24 protein-coding genes are annotated in these 18,714 nt (G+C 41.8%); 7 read left to right on the plus strand and 17 right to left on the minus strand.

Going from position 1 to position 18,714, the window contains the following annotated elements:
• The first annotated feature begins 13 nt into the window (after window positions 1-13).
• The gene (locus NST34_RS17445; protein ID WP_341128425.1) at window positions 14-1,252 is read left to right on the plus strand and encodes a tyrosine-type recombinase/integrase; all 1,239 of its coding nucleotides are present in this window, start codon (window positions 14-16) and stop codon (window positions 1,250-1,252) included.
• Window positions 1,253-1,493: 241 nt separating this feature from the next.
• On the opposite strand, the gene gerQ is transcribed toward NST34_RS17445, so the two are convergent.
• From gerQ to NST34_RS17475, 6 genes are all read right to left on the minus strand, one after another.
• Window positions 1,494-1,904: a spore coat protein GerQ gene (gerQ, locus tag NST34_RS17450; RefSeq protein ID WP_371916527.1), complete on the minus strand. Its 411-nt coding sequence runs from the start codon at window positions 1,902-1,904 to the stop codon at window positions 1,494-1,496.
• 185 nt (window positions 1,905-2,089) lie between these two features.
• Window positions 2,090-2,521: a cell wall hydrolase gene (locus NST34_RS17455; protein ID WP_076283592.1), complete on the minus strand. Its 432-nt coding sequence runs from the start codon at window positions 2,519-2,521 to the stop codon at window positions 2,090-2,092.
• 213 nt (window positions 2,522-2,734) lie between these two features.
• Window positions 2,735-3,127 carry a DUF2500 domain-containing protein gene (locus NST34_RS17460; RefSeq protein WP_076298855.1) on the minus strand — a complete coding sequence of 131 codons (393 nt, stop codon included), beginning with the start codon at window positions 3,125-3,127 and terminating at the stop codon, window positions 2,735-2,737.
• Between the two features lie 191 nt (window positions 3,128-3,318).
• Window positions 3,319-3,495, minus strand: a complete 177-nt coding sequence (locus NST34_RS17465; protein WP_179086660.1) for a hypothetical protein — start codon at window positions 3,493-3,495, stop codon at window positions 3,319-3,321.
• A gap of 241 nt (window positions 3,496-3,736) precedes the next feature.
• Window positions 3,737-5,026: a VPS10 domain-containing protein gene (locus NST34_RS17470; protein ID WP_341128426.1), complete on the minus strand. Its 1,290-nt coding sequence runs from the start codon at window positions 5,024-5,026 to the stop codon at window positions 3,737-3,739.
• Window positions 5,027-5,052: 26 nt separating this feature from the next.
• A complete protein-coding gene (locus NST34_RS17475) occupies window positions 5,053-6,435 on the minus strand; it encodes an amino acid permease (protein ID WP_076283591.1) in 1,383 nt (460 codons plus the stop codon).
• Window positions 6,436-6,607: 172 nt separating this feature from the next.
• Here NST34_RS17475 and NST34_RS17480 point away from each other — a divergent pair, with 172 nt between their 5' ends.
• Window positions 6,608-7,531, plus strand: coding sequence for an L-lactate dehydrogenase (locus NST34_RS17480; RefSeq protein ID WP_042188714.1), 924 nt, complete (start codon window positions 6,608-6,610; stop codon window positions 7,529-7,531).
• Between the two features lie 90 nt (window positions 7,532-7,621).
• Here the strand turns inward: NST34_RS17480 and NST34_RS17485 are convergent, their stop codons facing one another.
• Both NST34_RS17485 and NST34_RS17490 read right to left on the minus strand, forming a co-directional pair.
• A complete protein-coding gene (locus NST34_RS17485) occupies window positions 7,622-8,527 on the minus strand; it encodes a tyrosine-type recombinase/integrase (protein WP_076283590.1) in 906 nt (301 codons plus the stop codon).
• 63 nt (window positions 8,528-8,590) lie between these two features.
• Entirely contained in the window at window positions 8,591-9,487 is an 897-nt protein-coding gene (locus NST34_RS17490) for a LysR family transcriptional regulator (protein ID WP_341060959.1), read from the minus strand.
• 127 nt (window positions 9,488-9,614) lie between these two features.
• Between NST34_RS17490 and NST34_RS17495 the strand changes: the two genes are divergently transcribed.
• On the plus strand, window positions 9,615-10,937 hold the full coding sequence (locus NST34_RS17495; protein WP_341060960.1) for an APC family permease: 1,323 nt from the start codon (window positions 9,615-9,617) through the stop codon (window positions 10,935-10,937).
• Between the two features lie 87 nt (window positions 10,938-11,024).
• Window positions 11,025-11,981 (plus strand): alpha/beta hydrolase, encoded by a 957-nt coding sequence (locus NST34_RS17500; RefSeq protein ID WP_339264992.1) that lies wholly within the window; start codon window positions 11,025-11,027, stop codon window positions 11,979-11,981.
• A gap of 239 nt (window positions 11,982-12,220) precedes the next feature.
• Here the strand turns inward: NST34_RS17500 and NST34_RS17505 are convergent, their stop codons facing one another.
• From NST34_RS17505 to NST34_RS17525, 5 genes are all read right to left on the minus strand, one after another.
• Window positions 12,221-12,421 (minus strand): hypothetical protein, encoded by a 201-nt coding sequence (locus NST34_RS17505; RefSeq protein WP_341128427.1) that lies wholly within the window; start codon window positions 12,419-12,421, stop codon window positions 12,221-12,223.
• Between the two features lie 183 nt (window positions 12,422-12,604).
• Window positions 12,605-12,781 (minus strand): spore gernimation protein GerPD, encoded by a 177-nt coding sequence (locus NST34_RS17510; protein ID WP_341060963.1) that lies wholly within the window; start codon window positions 12,779-12,781, stop codon window positions 12,605-12,607.
• Window positions 12,762-13,382, minus strand: coding sequence for a spore germination protein GerPC (gene gerPC, locus NST34_RS17515; protein ID WP_341060965.1), 621 nt, complete (start codon window positions 13,380-13,382; stop codon window positions 12,762-12,764). Before gerPC ends, NST34_RS17510 begins: the two co-directional genes overlap by 20 nt.
• Window positions 13,383-13,430: 48 nt before the next feature.
• Window positions 13,431-13,652 (minus strand): spore germination protein GerPB, encoded by a 222-nt coding sequence (locus NST34_RS17520; RefSeq protein ID WP_076283585.1) that lies wholly within the window; start codon window positions 13,650-13,652, stop codon window positions 13,431-13,433.
• A gap of 12 nt (window positions 13,653-13,664) precedes the next feature.
• Window positions 13,665-13,889: a spore germination protein gene (locus tag NST34_RS17525; protein WP_036687577.1), complete on the minus strand. Its 225-nt coding sequence runs from the start codon at window positions 13,887-13,889 to the stop codon at window positions 13,665-13,667.
• Between the two features lie 116 nt (window positions 13,890-14,005).
• Here NST34_RS17525 and NST34_RS17530 point away from each other — a divergent pair, with 116 nt between their 5' ends.
• Window positions 14,006-14,464 (plus strand): Hsp20/alpha crystallin family protein, encoded by a 459-nt coding sequence (locus NST34_RS17530; RefSeq protein ID WP_076283584.1) that lies wholly within the window; start codon window positions 14,006-14,008, stop codon window positions 14,462-14,464.
• A 237-nt stretch (window positions 14,465-14,701) separates the two neighbouring features.
• Window positions 14,702-14,878: a hypothetical protein gene (locus tag NST34_RS17535; RefSeq protein WP_167348469.1), complete on the plus strand. Its 177-nt coding sequence runs from the start codon at window positions 14,702-14,704 to the stop codon at window positions 14,876-14,878.
• 131 nt (window positions 14,879-15,009) lie between these two features.
• On the opposite strand, the gene NST34_RS17540 is transcribed toward NST34_RS17535, so the two are convergent.
• Window positions 15,010-15,984 (minus strand): GNAT family N-acetyltransferase, encoded by a 975-nt coding sequence (locus tag NST34_RS17540; RefSeq protein ID WP_341128428.1) that lies wholly within the window; start codon window positions 15,982-15,984, stop codon window positions 15,010-15,012.
• A gap of 112 nt (window positions 15,985-16,096) precedes the next feature.
• On the opposite strand from NST34_RS17540, the gene NST34_RS17545 reads away from it, so the two are divergent.
• Entirely contained in the window at window positions 16,097-16,492 is a 396-nt protein-coding gene (locus tag NST34_RS17545) for a hypothetical protein (RefSeq protein ID WP_143759354.1), read from the plus strand.
• A gap of 120 nt (window positions 16,493-16,612) precedes the next feature.
• Here the strand turns inward: NST34_RS17545 and NST34_RS17550 are convergent, their stop codons facing one another.
• From NST34_RS17550 to NST34_RS17560, 3 genes are read right to left on the minus strand one after another with little or no spacing between them, the layout of a single operon-like run.
• Window positions 16,613-17,134 carry a hypothetical protein gene (locus NST34_RS17550; protein WP_341060969.1) on the minus strand — a complete coding sequence of 174 codons (522 nt, stop codon included), beginning with the start codon at window positions 17,132-17,134 and terminating at the stop codon, window positions 16,613-16,615.
• A 60-nt stretch (window positions 17,135-17,194) separates the two neighbouring features.
• Complete coding sequence (locus tag NST34_RS17555) at window positions 17,195-17,608, minus strand: VOC family protein (protein ID WP_076283581.1); 414 nt, start codon at window positions 17,606-17,608, stop codon at window positions 17,195-17,197.
• Window positions 17,609-17,642: 34 nt separating this feature from the next.
• Entirely contained in the window at window positions 17,643-18,566 is a 924-nt protein-coding gene (locus NST34_RS17560) for a ketopantoate reductase family protein (RefSeq protein WP_341128429.1), read from the minus strand.
• Window positions 18,567-18,714 lie beyond the last annotated feature (148 nt).

Below are 18,714 nucleotides of genomic sequence, written 5' to 3' on the forward strand. Positions count from 1 at the left end.
GGAGGACCTACTCATGGCCAGCGTATTTAAAGTACCTGCAAAGAACAAACAAGGCTACAAGTGGAAGTGTGTCATGGAGGGTCCTCCTGATCCGGTCACAGGCAAGCGCCAACAGGTACCGAGGGTACGTGATACACAGAAGGAAGCCATCGCCGCAGCTCAGGCAGTTGTGGATCGTATGAAGGGTGGAACCGATACAAAGCGAGCCAAAAAAATGAAATTCAATGAGGCTGCTCAAGAATGGCTACAAGATTATATTATTACTAGCGGAGTTAAAGGAAAAACTGTGGAAGCTCATGTGTCCGACATTAATTTACTGAACAAATATTATGGTGGCGCTAATATCGATAAAATAACACATAACCAACATCAAAAAATGCTCAACAATTTGTTTTCAGAAGGATATGAGATAAACTCCATCTATCGTTATCACTCAACAGCAAATTTAATATTCAAATGGATCATCAAAGAAAATTTACGCATTGATAACCCTTGTCAAAACATAAAAATGCCTAAAAAACAACGGACAGTTTTAGAAGCTAAAAACAATGCACTGGAAGAAAAATTTCTGGAAAGAAGTGAAATTGAAGAATTTCTGGAAGTACTACAAAATCACGGTTTAGGTGATGATCTAGAGACGTTTTATTTTTTGCTGTTTAGCGGAGTGCGACCAGGAGAATTTTGTGCTTTAGAGTGGCCTGATTTCAACTTCGAAACTCATGACGTTCATATTTATAAAACACTTCACTTTCCACAGGGTGGAAGTGGCGCGTACCAATTAACACCTCCAAAGACTACCGGATCCGTCCGCACCTTTGATGTGGATGATTTCATCGTTGAGATGTTTAAGCGGTTAAAGATAAAACAGTCCGCTCGACATAAAAGATACAAGGAGCTCCACGATGATTTTGTAGAGACTCAGTTTATTTTGACCAATAACAACGGAACACCATTTACAAACTGGAAGTTAGTTAATCGTATGGCTCGTCTAATGAAATTAACAAACATCAAGAAGCACGCAACTCCTCATATATTTCGACACACGCACATCACGATGCTAATCGAAGCAAGTATCGCGTCTGGCTCTCAGATTGATCTCAAAACGATTATGAAGCGTGTAGGTCACGATGATGCAAAAACCACACTCAAGATTTATACCCATGTGACGGAACGAATGATGCAAAGCAGTAGTGACAAACTAAAAATCTACTTCCAAAACATATTAAATTCCAAGGATCTGCCGAGAATGTGATTTTTCTGTGATTTCAAGATAAAAAAAAGACTCAAAATCCCTTGTAAACACTGATATATCAAGGTTTTTTGAGTCTTATACAATTTATTATATTAATATATTGGGGCAAACCGCAAGCATGCGTGTCCTTTCGAAAAAAAATGGGTCTTTATTCCCCTTATTATTCCAAAATATCAGTATGTATAAAGAAAACCCCCTCACCGTTAAGTGTTGGGGTTCATCCAGAAATATAAGGACTTGATTAGCGACAGTTTCTTGTTGTTGGAGGATTACCGATCACTCCAGGGTACTGGTAAGTAAGGGGCTCATCAAATGTAGCATAATCAAAATAAATCATAAGTAATACAGTACGTTGACCAGTTACTGGGTCACTAATAATAATGTGGTCACGGCCCGCAGCTTCCAGCACACCCTTGTAAACTTTGGCATTCCACTCTTTGTTATTTTCATAAGTAAAATAAAATGTACCTACTTTGCCTAAATTCAGTCTGAAAATATTTTCGATATACGATTGTTCAAACTGTTGAGGTGGGTTTTGAACTACAACCCCTCCTGGTGTCATTGGACTTCCACTGCTAACTTGTGGCGGCATGCTTCCCATGCCTTGCATTCCTTGCATCCCTTGCATTCCTGTAGACATTGGCATTTGCATACCTGAAGAAGAAACACTACCAATAGTATAAGTGACGGGACGGTATGGTTGAACGATCATTTAATGAAACCTCCTAAATGTTTATCGGAGCAGTTGCTCCCTTTGGACACAAAAGAACCTTTGCACTAGCTTACTGAGAGAATTACTCATAATAATGAGTAATTCTCTTTTACACAGTTACCCTGTTAATTACCAATAAATACAGCAGGGCAATCTTCTCCAGTCGGAGTAAAGAAGCAATGAGCTTTAAAGCGGCCTGTGTTTTGTTGGTTATACCAGGTTGGAGGGCAATCTCCTACAGGACGGAAGAACCATAAAGCATTGGTCGCTGGCCATGTTCTTTCACCTGCAATTGCACGTTTAGCAAGACGGATATCTGCTTCTCTTGCTCGTTGATAGAAGTAGCTTTTCTGCGGGGCTTCGAATCCTCCTGGACTTTGATAGACCATGTCATTCACATTACGAATGTTCAAAAAATCAAGGCAATTGCCAAGAATCCGGTTGACACCAACATTGCCGACCATAAGCATACCGAGATCTCCATCTTCCTCAGCTTCCGCTCTCATCAACCGCGCTAGCACCTTCACATCTTCCGAGTTCGTTTTGATGACGGCCACGCTGTCTCCTCCTTGGGGTTGCTTCGTAAACAACCTCGTTCTTAACTGCATGGTGTATTGTATGTGCATTAGCCCAAGAGGTGACAGTTCCAACCTAATTTTAAAGCCATTTGCTCTCCGTTAGGTTCTTAATAGTCCGCAAATAAAAACCATTCTCTCTGCTCCGTTGAATGGAACAGAAGAATGGTTTAAGAATGAATGTATAGCTAATGACTACTCCGCTGTGGAGTATTGTGGTTGTCGCTCAAATCCGTGATATCTGGTTCCTTGATAGGTAAGCATGCCTTTATCGCCTTCTGCACTCATTCCATATTCATGGCCATCTACTTTAAATTCAATTCGACTGCCCCCATTCATTTCGTACGTTAAGTAATAGGTTGTACTCGTACGACTTGAACCATTATCTTCTTGAACCTGCTGCTGTCTTATTTCACTCCGCTTGCTGACGATACGGGCAGGGATGGTTAGCATGGGTGAGCTATTGTTCCGGCTCCATTGAAGCAAACCCCTGCCTGCTGATACTGCAAGAATACCAACCATTACAATGAGAAATATTGGCATCACTGTTCCAGAGAAATCAAACATCCATGAAAGATCCGGGCCCATTCCCATGACATTTTCCCCCTTCATACCCATTAATTCAACCCTTAACTTAACTTCAGGCACTTCTGTACATGTATATGCCTCTTCTAGTCCAGAAAGCATTAAATTAGTGAGACTTCATGCAAAAAGACCACTTCGTTTTCTTAGAAATCAAGAAATCGAGTGGTCTTTAATCATAATTTTGAGTGATCAGATTAAGCATGAACGAGGTCTAGCAATTGCTTCGTTTCGTCAGTCTCAACATTTAACATACCATTGTCTGCCCAGCATGCTCTGCATTGTTCTTCCGTTTCACACAGGTGAGCGTCATCACAGTTGTAGCAAAGTTGCAGCAGGTTTCTTGTCATATAATCTGTTTCAAAAGTTTTCATTGTAATCTCTCCTCTTCGAAAGTTAAGTTTGTGAAAATTTGAACTTGTTCTATGTGTTAAATATATCACACGATCATTTAAATGTCATGTGATTTTTTTCACATCTATAAAGAAAATTTTAATTAAGTTTTTTCCTTATATTCAATCAATCAAAAACATAATGATTTAGAAGTTCATTCTTATTCAAAAAAAGCTGTTTCAAAAGTATTATCCTCTACTTTTGAAACAGCTTCACTTCACTTTACATCACACGCCAACTAATCCCACCATTTGTAGTTTGCAAGAGGAGCGAGCGTTTTTGTTCTTTTTTCTCAAGTAAAAGCCATCCCACCTCTGTGGAAATAAACTCCATCTTAATCGTCTCAGGATATTCCTCAAGCTTAGACTGCAGAACACTGCTCTCCTTAAGAGAAAGCCAAGTTTTCCCTTGGTTAACGGTATGGTAAAGAGTATCACCAATAATGGCCCAACCAACTTGCGAATTCAGAAACGTCGGAGCGCTCTGATGATTCCCTCCGGTTGGACTCTTTAATTCAAAAGGTGTAAATTTCCAGTTATCTCCACCATTAGCGGTAAAGTAACCGTGGTAAGTAATCGTCTTATCTTTATCATTTTGGCAGCCCACAGACATCCAACCATTAGTCTTACTAACATCGAAGAACTCTGGTTTGCCAGTAATTACTCTATCACAGCTTTCCAGTTGTTCATTTACCAGAAAAGGCTGTCCTGGATTCCAACTCTGACCACCGTCCTTAGTTATAAAGATCTTAGGAAGGGCACCGGTCTGCAAAGTCACAAATCCTTCTACACGACTCTTGAAGATCATTCCAGTACTTACACCTGTGAACGGGATCGAATGATTGGGAAGGTTCGGATTATACTGTTCATTCTGCATCACTTCTTCCCATGTGGCCCCACCGTCTGACGTTGAATAAATCGCCTTGCTTTCCTTATTAGGAGTAGCGTTCGCAGAGGTCATTAGCCATCCCTGTGTTGGTGAATTGAAATAAACGGAAGATACATTATTATCATCACCTAATGAAGAGATTTTCCAGCTTTTCCCTCCATCTGTGGTTCGTAGCACTATATTCTCTGTCGTACCAAAAGCACTTCTTATAATCCAACCATGGTTAGAGTCAGTAAAAAAGATGCCTTTTCCATAAACAGGTGTGGACAGGAACTGCACATTGGGTGCAGGAGAAATATTAGCCCAGGTCGCCCCGTTATTATGGGTAACGTACAAACGAAGTTCATTTTTTGTTACCCCCCATACCATGCCCTCTGTCTCACTAAGCAGATGAAAACCCGTAATTCGAGTTTGAACCTGATATTTCGGGCCACTCTCTTTGTTAGTATTGTTACTTGGTGGTGTAATCAGAGTAATCGTCTGTCCTTCTTCCGGTGCTTCTGTAGGCTGTGGCTGTGGAGAAGGCTCCGGTGGTGGTGAAGAACATGCTGAGACTATCCACGCTAAAAAAAATAGCATCATAAACATTCTTAGAGTTTTCAATCCAGCGGTTCTAGATGTCAATGCCCTCTCTCCTCTCAATTGGAATCTTATTTATGATTTAACTTACTATTACGGTAGCCGTATAGAAAATAGATCAGAAGTCCAAGACTCGTCCAAATCAGAAACCCAATCCATGTCTCACTTCCTAGATTATACATCAAATATCCGCATGTTGCCGCACTTAGCAATGGAATGAAGGGTACCCAGGGTACTCTGAACCCTCTTTTCATATTGGGATGAATAACACGCAGGGCAATTACCCCCAAAGAAACGACAAAGAAGGCAAACAGTGTTCCAATGCTTGTTAAGTTAGCCAATCGATCCAAAGGAATAAAGCCCGTTAATACAGCTATAATGATCCCAACCATCCACGTACTACGAATAGGTGTCTGTGTTTTAGCATTGATCTTAGACAATCCTCGTGGTAAAAGACCATCACGTGAGATTGCGAATAACAGTCGGGTTTGACCGAACAGCATTACGAGCAGTACGGTGGTCATTCCCGCAATAGCTCCAACAGAGATTAAACCCGCTATCATATCTTGATTTACAACACGAAGCGCATAAGAAACGGGATCACTAACATTGAGATCCGTATACGGTATAATACCTGTTAATACAAGTGAAACTAGGATATACAATACAGAACATATAGCAAGGGATGAAATAATCCCTATAGGCAAATCGCGCTGTGGCTGCTTTACTTCTTCTGCAGCAGTCGATAACGCATCAAAACCTATGTAGGCAAAGAAGACAGTTGCCGCACCGTTTACAACACCTTGATAGCCAAAGGGTAGAAATGGAGTCCAGTTCTCTGGTTTAACATAGAAAAATCCAGTTACGATAAACAAAAGCACTACAGCTATTTTGATAACGACCATAATCGCATTAAAACGAGCAGTCTCTTTAGTTCCCCGAGTTAGTAAGTAGGAAATTAGTAAAATGATTATTACTGCTGGTAAATTAATAATGGTACCTGCTTCCGCATTATACGCCCCGGATAGTGCTGTAGGAATATGGATACCAAAGCCCTCTAAAAGTCCCTGCAAATAGCCTGACCATCCACTGCTTACTGCAGCTGCTGCAACGCCATACTCTAACACAAGGTCCCAACCCAAAATCCAAGCGAGTAATTCTCCAAAAGCTACATAACTATAAGCATAGGCACTTCCGGAGACCGGGATGGTCGATGCAAACTCTGAATAACAAAGGGCTGACAGCACGCAAGCAAACGCGGCTAACAGGAATGAAATGACAAGGCCAGGACCAGCGTGTTCTGCTGCCGCTACTCCTGTCATTACAAAAATACCAGTACCAATAATCGCTCCTACACCTAACATGGTTAGATCCAGCGCACCAAGTGTTTTGTTTAACTTGGTTGCACCCGAGTTTGAAGGTGCGATTAGCGGTTTTTTGCGAAATAAATCCATTCTCACATTCTCTCCTGTCTAGTCTTGTTGTCAAATTGATTAGAGAATTTCTATTAAGTATGCCCAAAATGGGGTAATGCATTAAATAAGACCTGCTTGAAAACAATATCGTTAGCGATTATGATGGACAAGATTAAAAGCTAAAAATTTTAATTACTGAGGAGATGGAATCATGGCCCCCCCGAAACCCAATCGTGTCGTAGTCATTGGTACTGGAGCAGTTGGTACAACAACAGCCTATACATTACTGCTACGGAGACGTATGCCTGAGCTCGTACTTATTGACGTTAATCAAAAGAAAGCCCTTGGAGAAGCATTGGATATGAATCACGGCATGCCCTTTGTTGGTGGTGTGAAGCTATGGGCTGGTACATATGAAGATTGCCGTGAAGCGGATATCATCATTGTAACTGCCGGTGCATCACAAAAACCGGGTGAAACCCGGATAGATCTTCTCCGCAAAAACATTTCAATTTTCAAAGATATCGTTCAAAAAATCACCAAATATAATCAACATGCGATACTACTTATTGCTACTAATCCTGTAGATATTTTGTCATATGCCACTTTGAAAATAAGCGGTTTTGATCGCAGAAGAGTCATCGGTTCCGGAACGGTGCTGGATAGTGCACGTTTTCGCTACCTGATTGGACGCCACAAAGAAATTGATCCACGCAGTATTCATGGTCAGATTATCGGGGAACATGGAGACTCGGAACTTCCTGTTTGGAGTCTAGCGAATGTTGCCGGGATTGATCTCGGTTTTGACGAAGCAGAACAAGATGAAATATTCCAGGATACTAAGAATGCCGCTTATGAAATTATTGATGCCAAAGGCTCAACCTCTTACGCAATAGCATTAGCACTAGATCGTATTGTAGTATCCATTCTTCATAATGAAGGCTCTGTATTGAACGTATCTACTTTATTGAATAATTATAACGGAGTTTCGGATGTCTACCTTGGCGCCCCTTGCGTCGTAGATCGGTCCGGTGTACGAGAAGTACTAGATCTTCCATTAAATGAGACAGAACGAGCTCTATTCCAGAAATCTGCCGAGAAGCTTAAAGCTGAGATAGCTAAGCTAGAACTATAAGCAAATGAATACATGGGGCTCTCCCTGTTGTCATGATACATGGCCGGGGATAGCCCCTTTTTCACGAAAAGAATTGCACTTTGAATTCTATCAAATCTGGACTTGCAATTTCGACATGGCTTCTTCCTTCTCACGGCTCGTGATATGCGTGTAAACCGTTGTTGTCTGAATGGAAGAGTGCCCCAGTAGCTCCTGAACCGTCCTCAGATCCGCACCTTTTCGTAGCAGCATGGTAGCGAAGGAATGTCGTAGCTTATGGCTGGAATAGGGTCGACGTTGTGCAGCAGGCACATCCCTTTGGAAACGATCGAAGGTGTCCGCAGCGATTTGCTGAATGCCACGTATGGACAGCCTGCGTCCTTTTTGTGAAATGAACATAGCTTCCTCTTTACTGCGCCAAGGATTTAAACGTTCTTCAATCGCCAGATCGAGAAAAGGTACCACATCCTCTGGAATCGGTACATTACGCCATTTACGTCCCTTACCGAACACTCGAAGGGAATGTCTTTCTACATTATAATCACTTAAATTAAGTGTGTGGACTTCCCCCACCCGAAGCCCCATATAGGACATCAGTAAAAAGACTGCTAAATTACGACCTTTGTATTTCCCATCTATAGAAGACAAAAATCGCCCCAGATCACCTTCATCTAAGTAGACCGGTTCGCGATTGATCTCAGTTTTAGATTTCTTAATCCCAGCTGCAGGATTGGTTAGAAGCAATTCCAGCTCAATTAATGCCTTAAAAAAACAGTTAATTGAGGCATGCTTCCGGTTACGGGTAGCATCACTTACTCCACGTTCACGCACTGACGTAAGAAAAGAAATAACATGTAACTTCTTTACGGACTCTAGCTTTTTGCCATTCAGACTTTCTAAAAACTGTTTTACATCCACTAAATAGGATTTCTGCGTATAGGGAGTGTAACCGGCATCCTTCATCCAGATTAAAAAAGCCTCAAGCCCCTCTTCGTAGTCTTCACTCCACTCATTCATGGCTTCGAGCCTCCCTTGATTTCGACAATCTATTGTACCATAGAATAGCTACAAGAATTAAACTTAGCTGCACCATTTTTCAGCATGCTTTTGCACAGCTTTTAAAAACTCTGTTAGAACAGGAGATTTCCATTTCTTATGATGATAAGCTATTTGAGTAGCCACACGCTGCGATTCATCATTCCAATTCAGCCTAGCTAACTTCCCTTCCGCTAATTCATTGTTCACAGTAATCATTGGAATAAAAGCGATGCCTAGACCCGCCATTACACATTGCTTGATCGCCTCAATACTCCAAAACTCTAACGTAGGGTCCGGAAATACCCCGTGTCTGTTTAAATGATGTTCAAATAAAGTACGGTAGCTACAACCAGTTTCCGTATGCAATATCGTTTCTCCCTTAAGATGAACCGGTTCTACCACTGGAAGACTCAATAAGGGATGATCCGGCGGAGCGATCAGGGTCATTTGTTCATGCACCAGTGTTTCTATATTCAGATCTTTATCTTCCGTCTCTGGTTGCAGTAGGAAGGCCAAATCCAATTCACCGGATCGAACTAAATCCGTTAGCTCCCAGCAGGCCCCAGGCTTCAGAAGAATTTGGACCTTTGGATATTTCACGCGAAACTCCTTGATAATGCCTGGTAAGCGAAAAGCAGCCAGAGATTCAGGTGCACCAATGCGTAAAGACCCTGTTAGCTCACTCTCGGAGCGAAGAGCATCTTGCGCTAGAGAGTGCATTCTGGAGATCTCTTGAGCGAATGGGAGCAGACGGCGGCCTGCATCGGTTAGGATGATCTTTTTACTGATCCGATCAAATAAAGGCTGACCTATTTCAGTCTCTAATGCTTGGATCTGTGCGGTAATACTGGATTGTGCATAATCAAGCTTCTGTGCAGCGCGTGTGAAGCTACCCGTCTCCACTACGACTATAAAGGTAAAAAGATGACGTGATTCCATACGTGCCCCCTGAATAATAGTTACCCATCGGAATTTCGAATGGATACTATTCAAAATATCTGTTTTTCCAATGGATCTATTATCTGCTACTCTATAACAAAAGACAATGAAAGCAGGATTAAAAATCATGAAAGATTCAAGTTCTACCACTTTACGAAGAAACATCGGTATGCCGCAAGCCATAGCTCTTTATATCGGCGCTGTATTGGGCTCGGGAGTCTTAATCGTTCCCGGACTGGCTGCAGAAATGGCTGGTCCCGCTTCATTGCTGGCATGGGGATTTATGACGCTGTTGATTTTGCCAATGGCCTTATCGATGGGCCTGCTCTCTGCCAAATTTCCTAACGCAGGAGGCGTGTCCCACTTCGTTACCCTTGCTTTCGGACCTAAAGCCGGATCTTTAGTGGGCTGGTTCTTCCTAATGTCTGTTCCGATTGGTGCGCCTGTCGCTGCGCTGACCGGAGCTGGTTATATGACAGCCGCAATGGGCTGGGATGAACCTGCGAGAATTACTATCGCTGCGGTGATGTTGGCCATTGGGCTAATTACAAACTGGATTGGTATGCAAGTGGCGGGAAAGGTACAAATTGCTGTAGTGATTGCGATTGTAGCTGTTCTCGTCTTCTCCTTTGCTACCGCGCTTCCTCGGATGGAGGTTGAACACTTCACTCCCTTTGCCCCACACGGATGGATGAGCATTGGACAGGCTGCAGCAATCCTATTTTGGTGTTTTATTGGTTGGGAAGCTGTCTCACATCTCTCTGAGGAGTTCAAAGATCCACAACGTGCTGCAGTCAAAGGTGTGACCATCGCTGCTATTATTGTAGGTGTTCTATATTTCTTATCCGCTTTAGCAACGGTTGGCACACAAAGCTACCTTAAAGGTGGGTCGAGCACTTCACTTGTCTGGATCATCAGCCAGCCTCTTGGACGCTGGGGAGGATTTATCGCAGGACTTACAGGTCTCTTCATCTGTACAGCCACCATTATCGCTTATGCCGGTGCTGCCTCTCGTGTGGCTTATGCGTTATCACGTCAGGGCTATGCACCGCAATGGATGGGGAGACTATCCAAACCATATCATACCCCTATCGGTGGGATAGCTTTCCTGCTCCTCTGTTTTGTAACGGTCATGTCACTGTACAGCAGCGGATTGATATCTATCACTACTTTGATCCAGTTTCCAAATGCGACATTTATCCTGACTTATATCGGAGGTTGTGCTGCGGGGATACGCCTACTTAAGGGAAGTAGATTAGGCGTAACGATTAGCTGGATCTCTTTTCTAGCTACCGCTGCTGTGTTTCCTTTTACGGGCTGGGCGATAGGGTATCCGTTACTTATTACTTTGATGTTTATTTTGATCTTCCGTATCAAACATAAACAAGCGGTTGCCGGAATAAGGGATTTAAAAAGTGAAATTCGTGAGGATCAACAAAAAGCATTGTAAGACTCATGTCGTTTCAGCATTCGTTTAGATGGTTATGGTATGAAGAGGGTAAACTATACTATGACCAGACAAAGGAGACGATACATCATGTCAAATCAACCAAAGATCATTCTTGAGCCAGCAGCGCAGAAATTTGCCGATGATAATTCCAAACCTCCGTTCCTTCCTGATCTTGGACCAGAAAAAGGCCGTGAAACGGTAGATACTGTACAATCCAGTGAGATATATAAACCTGAAGTCGAAATTGAAGATCTTATGGTGCCAGGAGGACCTAATGGTAATGTTTCCATAAGAATTGTTCGGCCTCCTAGCTCCTCTTCCGCGTCGTTGCCAGTGATCCTTTACATTCATGGTGCTGGCTGGGTGTTTGGTAATGCACATACCCATGACCGCTTGATCCGTGAATTAGCTGTCGGAGCGGAGGCTGCCATTGTTTTTCCAAATTACAGCCTCTCTCCAGAAGCTAAATATCCTACAGCAATTGAAGAAATCTATGCTGTTCTGAAATGGATCGCTGCACAGGGTAGTGAACATGCACTTGATGCTAGCAAGCTATCCATAGGCGGTGATAGTGTCGGTGGAAATATGGCAGCCGCCATTACGCTTATGGCTAAAGAACGCAGTGGCCCGAAGATAGGGAAACAACTTTTGTTCTATCCGGTAACGGATGCCTCCTTTGATACCGAATCTTATCATGAGTTCGCCGAAGGATATTTCTTGCAGCGTGATGGAATGAAATGGTTCTGGGATCAATATACAACTGACCCTGAGGAGCGGAAGCAGATCACAGCCTCCCCGCTTCGAGCTAGTGTAGATCAGTTACGCGATCTACCCGAAGCACTAGTCATAACGGGTGAAGCAGATGTTCTACGTGATGAAGGTGAGGCTTATGCCGCCAAATTACGTGAAGCTGGAGTCACAGTCACGGCAGTTCGTTTTCAAGGAATCATACATGATTTCGTGATGCTAAATCCTTTAGCTGAAACCAATGCCAAAAAAGCCGCCATCAAGCTGGCGACGACATGGCTTCGCGAAGGTTTCTAAATAAATATGTCCGTTCACCAAATTAGAGAAAGCCTGCAAATGTGCAGGCTTTCTCTAATTATAAGTTTAATGCTATTTCTATAGCAGAATACCTTTGATGGCCCTCCTTTTCGTAGCTCGAAACTCCCTTATTTGTGAAAAATACTTTCTTATAGGACAGTACCTTATATTAGTTAACATAATAATGATTATGTTAACTATTTTATTTTTATAAAATAAGTATCAACAAATATGCTAAATTACCCCTCATCTTCTGAAACTATTTCTCGCTTGAACTCACTGGTTCGACTCTCCAGATGAACTGAGCCACCATTTCCAATCTGGAAGGTCGTCCCAGACCCAATCGATAAAATCCTAATATATTGCATATTAATCGTTGATACCTTGGAATCATTCAAAATCTCAACTTCATCTTCATTCACTTGCTTCGGCCATGCCATGAGTGGGATCTCTAAGGGTGAAGCCTCTCTATTATTGCTATTAATCTCTTTTATGTTATATAGGTAATTTTCTTTACAACCCACAAATTTAGACTGAATCCGCTCTACAGATCCACATATGAAAATCGAACTGTCAGACAGATTATTGATATACACATCTAGTATACGTGAGGTGTGCATTTATTAACTGCCTTTTTGGACTTGATCTGGAGCACTCGGAGCATACTCTATCACGCTGTCAGACGCCGAAGAACAGTTAATCGTCTGCGTATCCCCTACTAAAAATACCGAAGAACCTGATATCGAAACCACTTTTACTGCGTTTACATTTATGTCTCTGTTAATCACGGTTACTTTCATGCGGCTTCCGCCTTCCAGTTATGTTTATTTCCAAATGCCGTTCTACCGCCGTAACAATATCTCGTTTGATTTGTTCAACAATAGAAGCACTTTCCTCTTCTGTGTATCCACGCCCTTCTTCTGCGGCAGAAAGCTGGCTTACATACTCGTTAATCCGGCCATCCATCTGATTCAGCAGATCCTGGGTTACCATTTGGATATACTGCTCATCAATACTTAAGTTCTGCTCTTTTTCTAAGCGTGAAAATTGAGAAGGAACTTCCTCTTGCACATACTTCAGAATCTCTGGACGAATTTTATCCGATAATGCAGATGCAGTTGGTGTCCCTCCCTCTTGCTCCCCAATAGGCTTACCATTGATCATCGCTTCATCCAGATTATTTCCCTCATTTGGTGTAATGCCTATATTTAAAGTGCCTTCCAACTTCTCGATTTTCAATTGTTCAAAATGATAATTTATAGGACCTATACTTGCAGTTTTATTGTTCTTTATGCTGTCTACGTCCCCTTTTAAATCTTGGAGTTGTTTCTCTAGCAGTTGAATCTTTTCTGCTTGCAATCTTAGTGCATTAAAGACTTGCTGAACATAATACGGGTGCATACAACCCCCTCCTATGGTTTATTGTATGCGAAGGATAAGAGCCTAATTCTAGCGTGTATATAGTTCAGTTGGTGGAGGCAAGGGTACAAGAGGTGAATCACTTACCGCTGGCGATGGCGCAGGAGGAGATTCCGGAACGTCACTAGACTGATAACTATGAGACAAGGCATTAATTCGGCCGGAAGTACCGATCTGCAGTACCGATGAATTTGAGATCGTACCAATTTTCAGATGATTGACCGATATGCACTGATACACCGTAATATTCATGTAAACCCACCCTTAAGGAGGCGATACTTGATCCACCACATCTGAATCCATCGTGTTCGTACTGCTGGCTGCATTATTCGTAATGTTTGTACCTATGGAGTCACCTATGGAGAAGGAGTTGGCACCGGCATAGATTTTGGAGTTACTGCTCAAGATAACAGATGCCGTATTTCCTACTAAGACTGTGGAACTGGGGCCTACGCTGTTGATTTTAATATTGCCGATGATTGAAACCACCAAACCACTCCTCCCTTCGGAATGATAACCTATTCTATGTAGATATCCGCCCAGATGTCACTGAATAAGTCATACGCCCATACAATGAATAAAAAAATGAAGGAGGTTCAGCATTCATGAGCCCCAATAAATCGAACCCTTTAGATTGGATGAACGAAGATCCCTTTTTTAAGAAAAAGTTATCCTTAAAGTCGCTTGAAGAGCAATGGAAGCTGGATCCAAGCCAGATCGATGGCTATGTTGAAAAAATAATCAGAGAAGCTACCGCGGCCACCTCTTCCTCATTGACGGACGAAACCTCAAGTCTGCAATTTGAGCATCTAGACACACATAATTATTTGATCACGAAAATTCGTATTCCAAGTGGAATTCACCCCGAAAGTATTTGGGCACAAATCAACCGAACACAAATCAAATTAAGCGGTCTCGGAAAAGATCATAGCGAGATCATCCCACTCCCCGTTCCAGTCAATCCGGATCAGAGCAGAGGCACTTATAAACAAGGATCATTGCAATTCAGAATGCCGAAAATGTCAGTAGGTAAATTTAGAGATATTGACATCCGTTATTTATAAAAAAATCCTTATAATTCCTCCTTTTTGCTCGTCCAAGTGGCGATCTCTCCTCAAAAAAACGTCTTAAAACTAAAACAGCGTATAATTTAAGTTATGCGCTGTTTTTTTAGGGCGTTTTTTGCCCTTTTTATCCTTAATTTTGTCTGCAATCACAAAGGAATTTAGAAGCTTCATTCTCCGAACTTTAAGGTTCCCTCGTTCATAAGATAGGGTATCAATCGCAAAGGTGGGCTATTTATGTCCAAAAACAAGCGCGGCAAAGCACTCTGGCGTATGCCATCCCGAGGTAGAGGAACATGTCTGATCTGCGGCAGCACTCGTATTAAGCTTTTGTACATCGGAAAAGGACTTTCTGGCGAAAAGGTTAACGTGTGTAAGAAATGCGAGGGTAAACAAGTAACTAACAGTAACTGAACAAAATTGTTCAGAGGATTTCCAGTCATCATTTATTACAAGGCGAACGGATTACTAAAAAAGTGCAATCCTGTCATCGAACCTCGATGAAACTGAATCACACTTTGCTTAGTAATCCTCCACTTCAAAAACTATAGGAGTTCTATACGATACCGTCTTTCCTCACTCGATAAACGGAATCCGACAGATTCATAAAGATGCAATGCAGAATCATTATCAGTTAACACCATTAAATAAGCTTCTTCAAGTCCATGTGTTCTAAAATAGTTTAACGCTTGAGAAAGCATGTACCTAGCAATTCCAAATCTTCTCCAAGGCTCTAGTACAAAAACATTTTCAATATACCCACTTTTCTCTTCCTGCCATACCATCAAGCTGCCTACAACCCTCTCCCCTTCTCGAACAACCATAGAGTTCCAAAGCGGATTTTGCTTAAACTGAGATAGCCGTTCTTTCCCGAGTGGGGTTTCTGGCCAAACCTCTGCTTCCAATTCTAAATAAAAATCTTCTTCTTGTGGTGTCTCCATCATCCAAGTTGCAAATTCAAATTCCTTTTTCAGTTCAGGTACGGTGTAGGAATGATCAAGAGTATGATTCATTTTAAATAAGCTGTTGTATTGACAGAAGCCCTTTTCTTTTTCAAAAAATTGCGTATTTGCGATCTCCGATGCGTTATTCCCCACACAGAGCGTCGTTTTGTGCTCTGCTGATAAAGTTTCCTTCAATTCAAGTGCTCTCAAGAGGACCGTTTGATACAAGCTCTCTAATATATCATGATCTTCTTCTCGTTCAGGTAATGTTTTTAAATTCAAATAGATCGAATGTCTGCTTTCCTTTGAACGCCCAGGCGGCACAATATTTATGATCTCTACTTGACCTTTGGCAACCATTTTTCCATTTTCAAAGGCGCAGTAGACATTCTCCCAGTTTTCTTCATCACCAACCCACCAAAAAACAGCATTTCCCCGTGAAGTAACCGAGTTATATAACTCACCCAGTAATGGCATGTCCCCTTGTTCAAAATGACGAATCGTTATTCCTTCTGATGAAAGAATCGTAGATTTTGTCAAAACAAAACCCCTTTTCATATAAATTTTGGCATACATTAAGGGTAGCACATCTCTTCCAATTTCACTTGTTAATGAATAGTTATAATTAATTCTTATATACCGTAACATTTATCGAATGAACCCTGTCTTACTTACATAGGGGGACTGCATGATGAAGAGACGATTTTTTATAGGTATTGCTATATTTTCAATGGGTATTGTGATAGCTTTCGGGATCAGTACGATATCCAATATTCTGAGTCCATTTAAGAGTTTCTTGCTCACTGTAGATAATCAGTCGGATGATGATATTAGCTCTATTGAAATAGGTTTAATCCATACGGATTCCAAGGAATTATTTACAAGTCCCATCAAGAAAGGTGAAACGAAAAGGTTCAAACCTACACTGAGCTTAAGTGGTGAAGGTTCTATATACCTTAAGTATACTAACGCAAAAGGACAATCCACCCAAGAAACTGTATGCGGTTATACAGAGTATCTATCTGGTTATTCAACTGTCACGATTACTAATGAAGGCACAACTGTTGTTCAGCAATGTAATTAAATCCGTTCTTCTAAGAAGAAACGATAGTGTCGTCTTTTAAAGACGATAACCGTTTCTCGTAAAAATAGAGGAGGTAAACCCTATTAGGTTCACCTCCTCTTTCATTTATGCAGCTTGCGATTATACCTCCTGAACTGCAGCCCTCGAGATCAGATAATAGTCGTTGAAAGACACCAGTGCGTTGCCCACAATTTTTGAATAACCACTATTTAATAGTGCGCTGATTCTTTGCTCAGCGGTAGGAATGGCCTTTGTAATCATCGCATCAACCCTAAAACAATCATAGAACTCCTTCTCAATCATAGAGAGGATCTCTGTAAGAACTCCTTCATTCTCCAATCTCGAGATCAGATCAAGCCTTAGAACACCAATCAGTCCTACCCCTTCAACGCTCTCACTTCTCGCAAAAAATTCAACAGTACCAACAGCTTTATCACTATCTTTCTCTACAATACTAAATCGAACGTAACCATGCCCTGCATATTCATCCAGCCAGAATCGTATACAGCCACTCATCTCTTCTATCGTTTGAAAGTTAAAATCGTTATTACAGTTATCGCTATTGAAGAGCGGGATAGAAGCAGCGTCTGAATAACATTCCAGTAGGTCCTCAGCGTCTTCCTCTTGAACCAATCTATACATCAATTGATCACTTTCAAATACCGGGCATTCCTGATATGGGCCTTCTTCAAAGTTTTCTTGCTACGCATTCCCCAAAAAATTTAATTGCCAAGTCACGCCAAATCTATCCGCTACCCAGCCAAATTTCGGACTAAACGGATAGCTTCCAAGAGGCATTAGGACCTGTCCACCTTGTGCTAATGATTCGTAGACCCGATCAATTTCAGCTTCACTCTCGCAATTTACATATAAGGATATCGCTGGAGTAAAGGTAAACCCGTGCTGAACATAACTATCTATACACATAAATACTTGTCCATGCATAGAAAAGGAAGCTTGCATTACACTCCCTTCAGGTCCTGCTTCATTCGCTCCATATCGCTTAATGCTAATAACTTCGGAATCATCAAACAAGGACGTATAGAAATTCATAGCTTCTTCTGCCTTACCTTCGAACATTAGAAAAGTCATGATCTTTTGATTCGTTTCCTTCATAATTGTCCAGCTCCTTATTGTGATTTAAAGTAGATCATTTCATATCATTAACGCTTTCGTATACTTTCAAACGGGCATACACGGTTTCAAGAACCGGATACGCGCCTTGACCCGGAACAGCCATAGCCAGAAGTGCCCCATGCAGATGGTCCGCTTCTACAGGTAGTAGCTTATGCATATCCCGATGCATGGATGAAGTAAATTCAGGTAACACAGAAAGCATCTTTTGCATCGTCGAAGCTATATTTTCCGGTCCCACAGGCATTCCAGCATTTTGAGCCAAGCTAACAATCTCTTGAAGAAGCTGCTCATAGATTGCACGTGCTTTTGGGGAAGCAAAAATAGGCCCAACAGAGCTATCCATTAAAGTGGTAATCCCACTTAGACTAGCTACAAATATATATTTCTGCCACACTTCGCGCTGAATGTCAGAACTTAATGTTACAGTAAAACCAGCATGATCCAAATGACTCAGCAGCAACTGTGTTCGTTCTGACTCACCGCCGGCCCATTCACCAAACACAATACTATGAAATGAACTGCTTTGAACGATAGTACCTGTTGAATCTAGAGTTGTTTCTATATAACAAAGACCACCCAGCACATGTTCTGGGCCAAAACGCTTCTGCAAAATGCTAAATTGATCATAACCATTGAGAAGCGGGAGGATCAGTGTATGTTCACCGACGTAGGGTTCAATGTCATTCATCACCTGAGGCAAATGGTATGCCTTGACCGCTATAATAATGCAGTCGAAGGGCTCTACTGCTTCCCTATTAGAAATCGTTCGTACAGAAGTCTGAAAATCCCCATGAACACTTTTTACAATCAAACCGTCCGCTTCTAACTGAATCTGTTTGGCATTTCGGACGAGAAAAGTAACATCTTCTCCTTTTTGAACTAGACGGCCCCCGAAATATCCACCTATAGCTCCTGCACCCACGATAAGAAAACTCATAATAATCTCCCCTTCTTTTCCCTTAATTTAAACAAACAAAAAGACCTTTTAGCTATCTGCTAAACAGGTCCGAAAGGCAAAAAAAGAGTCAAGTATCGACCGTTCTTTTGTCTCGGTCCTTACGGATCTGAGCAAAATCCAACGAGTT

The organism is Paenibacillus sp. FSL H7-0714 (genome assembly GCF_038003765.1).
Lineage (GTDB): Bacteria > Bacillota > Bacilli > Paenibacillales > Paenibacillaceae > Paenibacillus_AQ.

Excerpts from the sequence above, each read along its gene's own strand:
- NST34_RS17445 (WP_341128425.1), top strand. The coding sequence starts at position 14 with ATGGCCAGCGTATTTAAAGTACCTGCAAAGAACAAACAAGGCTACAAG.
- gerQ (WP_371916527.1), bottom strand. The coding sequence starts at position 1,904 with ATGCAAATGCCAATGTCTACAGGAATGCAAGGGATGCAAGGAATGCAA.
- NST34_RS17460 (WP_076298855.1), bottom strand. The coding sequence starts at position 3,127 with ATGGGCCCGGATCTTTCATGGATGTTTGATTTCTCTGGAACAGTGATG.
- NST34_RS17465 (WP_179086660.1), bottom strand. The coding sequence starts at position 3,495 with ATGAAAACTTTTGAAACAGATTATATGACAAGAAACCTGCTGCAACTT.
- NST34_RS17475 (WP_076283591.1), bottom strand. The coding sequence starts at position 6,435 with ATGGATTTATTTCGCAAAAAACCGCTAATCGCACCTTCAAACTCGGGT.
- NST34_RS17480 (WP_042188714.1), top strand. The coding sequence starts at position 6,608 with ATGGCCCCCCCGAAACCCAATCGTGTCGTAGTCATTGGTACTGGAGCA.
- NST34_RS17485 (WP_076283590.1), bottom strand. The coding sequence starts at position 8,527 with ATGAATGAGTGGAGTGAAGACTACGAAGAGGGGCTTGAGGCTTTTTTA.
- NST34_RS17490 (WP_341060959.1), bottom strand. The coding sequence starts at position 9,487 with ATGGAATCACGTCATCTTTTTACCTTTATAGTCGTAGTGGAGACGGGT.
- NST34_RS17495 (WP_341060960.1), top strand. The coding sequence starts at position 9,615 with ATGAAAGATTCAAGTTCTACCACTTTACGAAGAAACATCGGTATGCCG.
- NST34_RS17500 (WP_339264992.1), top strand. The coding sequence starts at position 11,025 with ATGTCAAATCAACCAAAGATCATTCTTGAGCCAGCAGCGCAGAAATTT.
- NST34_RS17505 (WP_341128427.1), bottom strand. The coding sequence starts at position 12,421 with ATGGCATGGCCGAAGCAAGTGAATGAAGATGAAGTTGAGATTTTGAAT.
- NST34_RS17510 (WP_341060963.1), bottom strand. The coding sequence starts at position 12,781 with ATGAAAGTAACCGTGATTAACAGAGACATAAATGTAAACGCAGTAAAA.
- gerPC (WP_341060965.1), bottom strand. The coding sequence starts at position 13,382 with ATGCACCCGTATTATGTTCAGCAAGTCTTTAATGCACTAAGATTGCAA.
- NST34_RS17520 (WP_076283585.1), bottom strand. The coding sequence starts at position 13,652 with ATGAATATTACGGTGTATCAGTGCATATCGGTCAATCATCTGAAAATT.
- NST34_RS17530 (WP_076283584.1), top strand. The coding sequence starts at position 14,006 with ATGAGCCCCAATAAATCGAACCCTTTAGATTGGATGAACGAAGATCCC.
- NST34_RS17535 (WP_167348469.1), top strand. The coding sequence starts at position 14,702 with ATGTCCAAAAACAAGCGCGGCAAAGCACTCTGGCGTATGCCATCCCGA.
- NST34_RS17540 (WP_341128428.1), bottom strand. The coding sequence starts at position 15,984 with ATGTATGCCAAAATTTATATGAAAAGGGGTTTTGTTTTGACAAAATCT.
- NST34_RS17545 (WP_143759354.1), top strand. The coding sequence starts at position 16,097 with ATGATGAAGAGACGATTTTTTATAGGTATTGCTATATTTTCAATGGGT.
- NST34_RS17550 (WP_341060969.1), bottom strand. The coding sequence starts at position 17,134 with ATGTATAGATTGGTTCAAGAGGAAGACGCTGAGGACCTACTGGAATGT.
- NST34_RS17555 (WP_076283581.1), bottom strand. The coding sequence starts at position 17,608 with ATGAAGGAAACGAATCAAAAGATCATGACTTTTCTAATGTTCGAAGGT.
- NST34_RS17560 (WP_341128429.1), bottom strand. The coding sequence starts at position 18,566 with ATGAGTTTTCTTATCGTGGGTGCAGGAGCTATAGGTGGATATTTCGGG.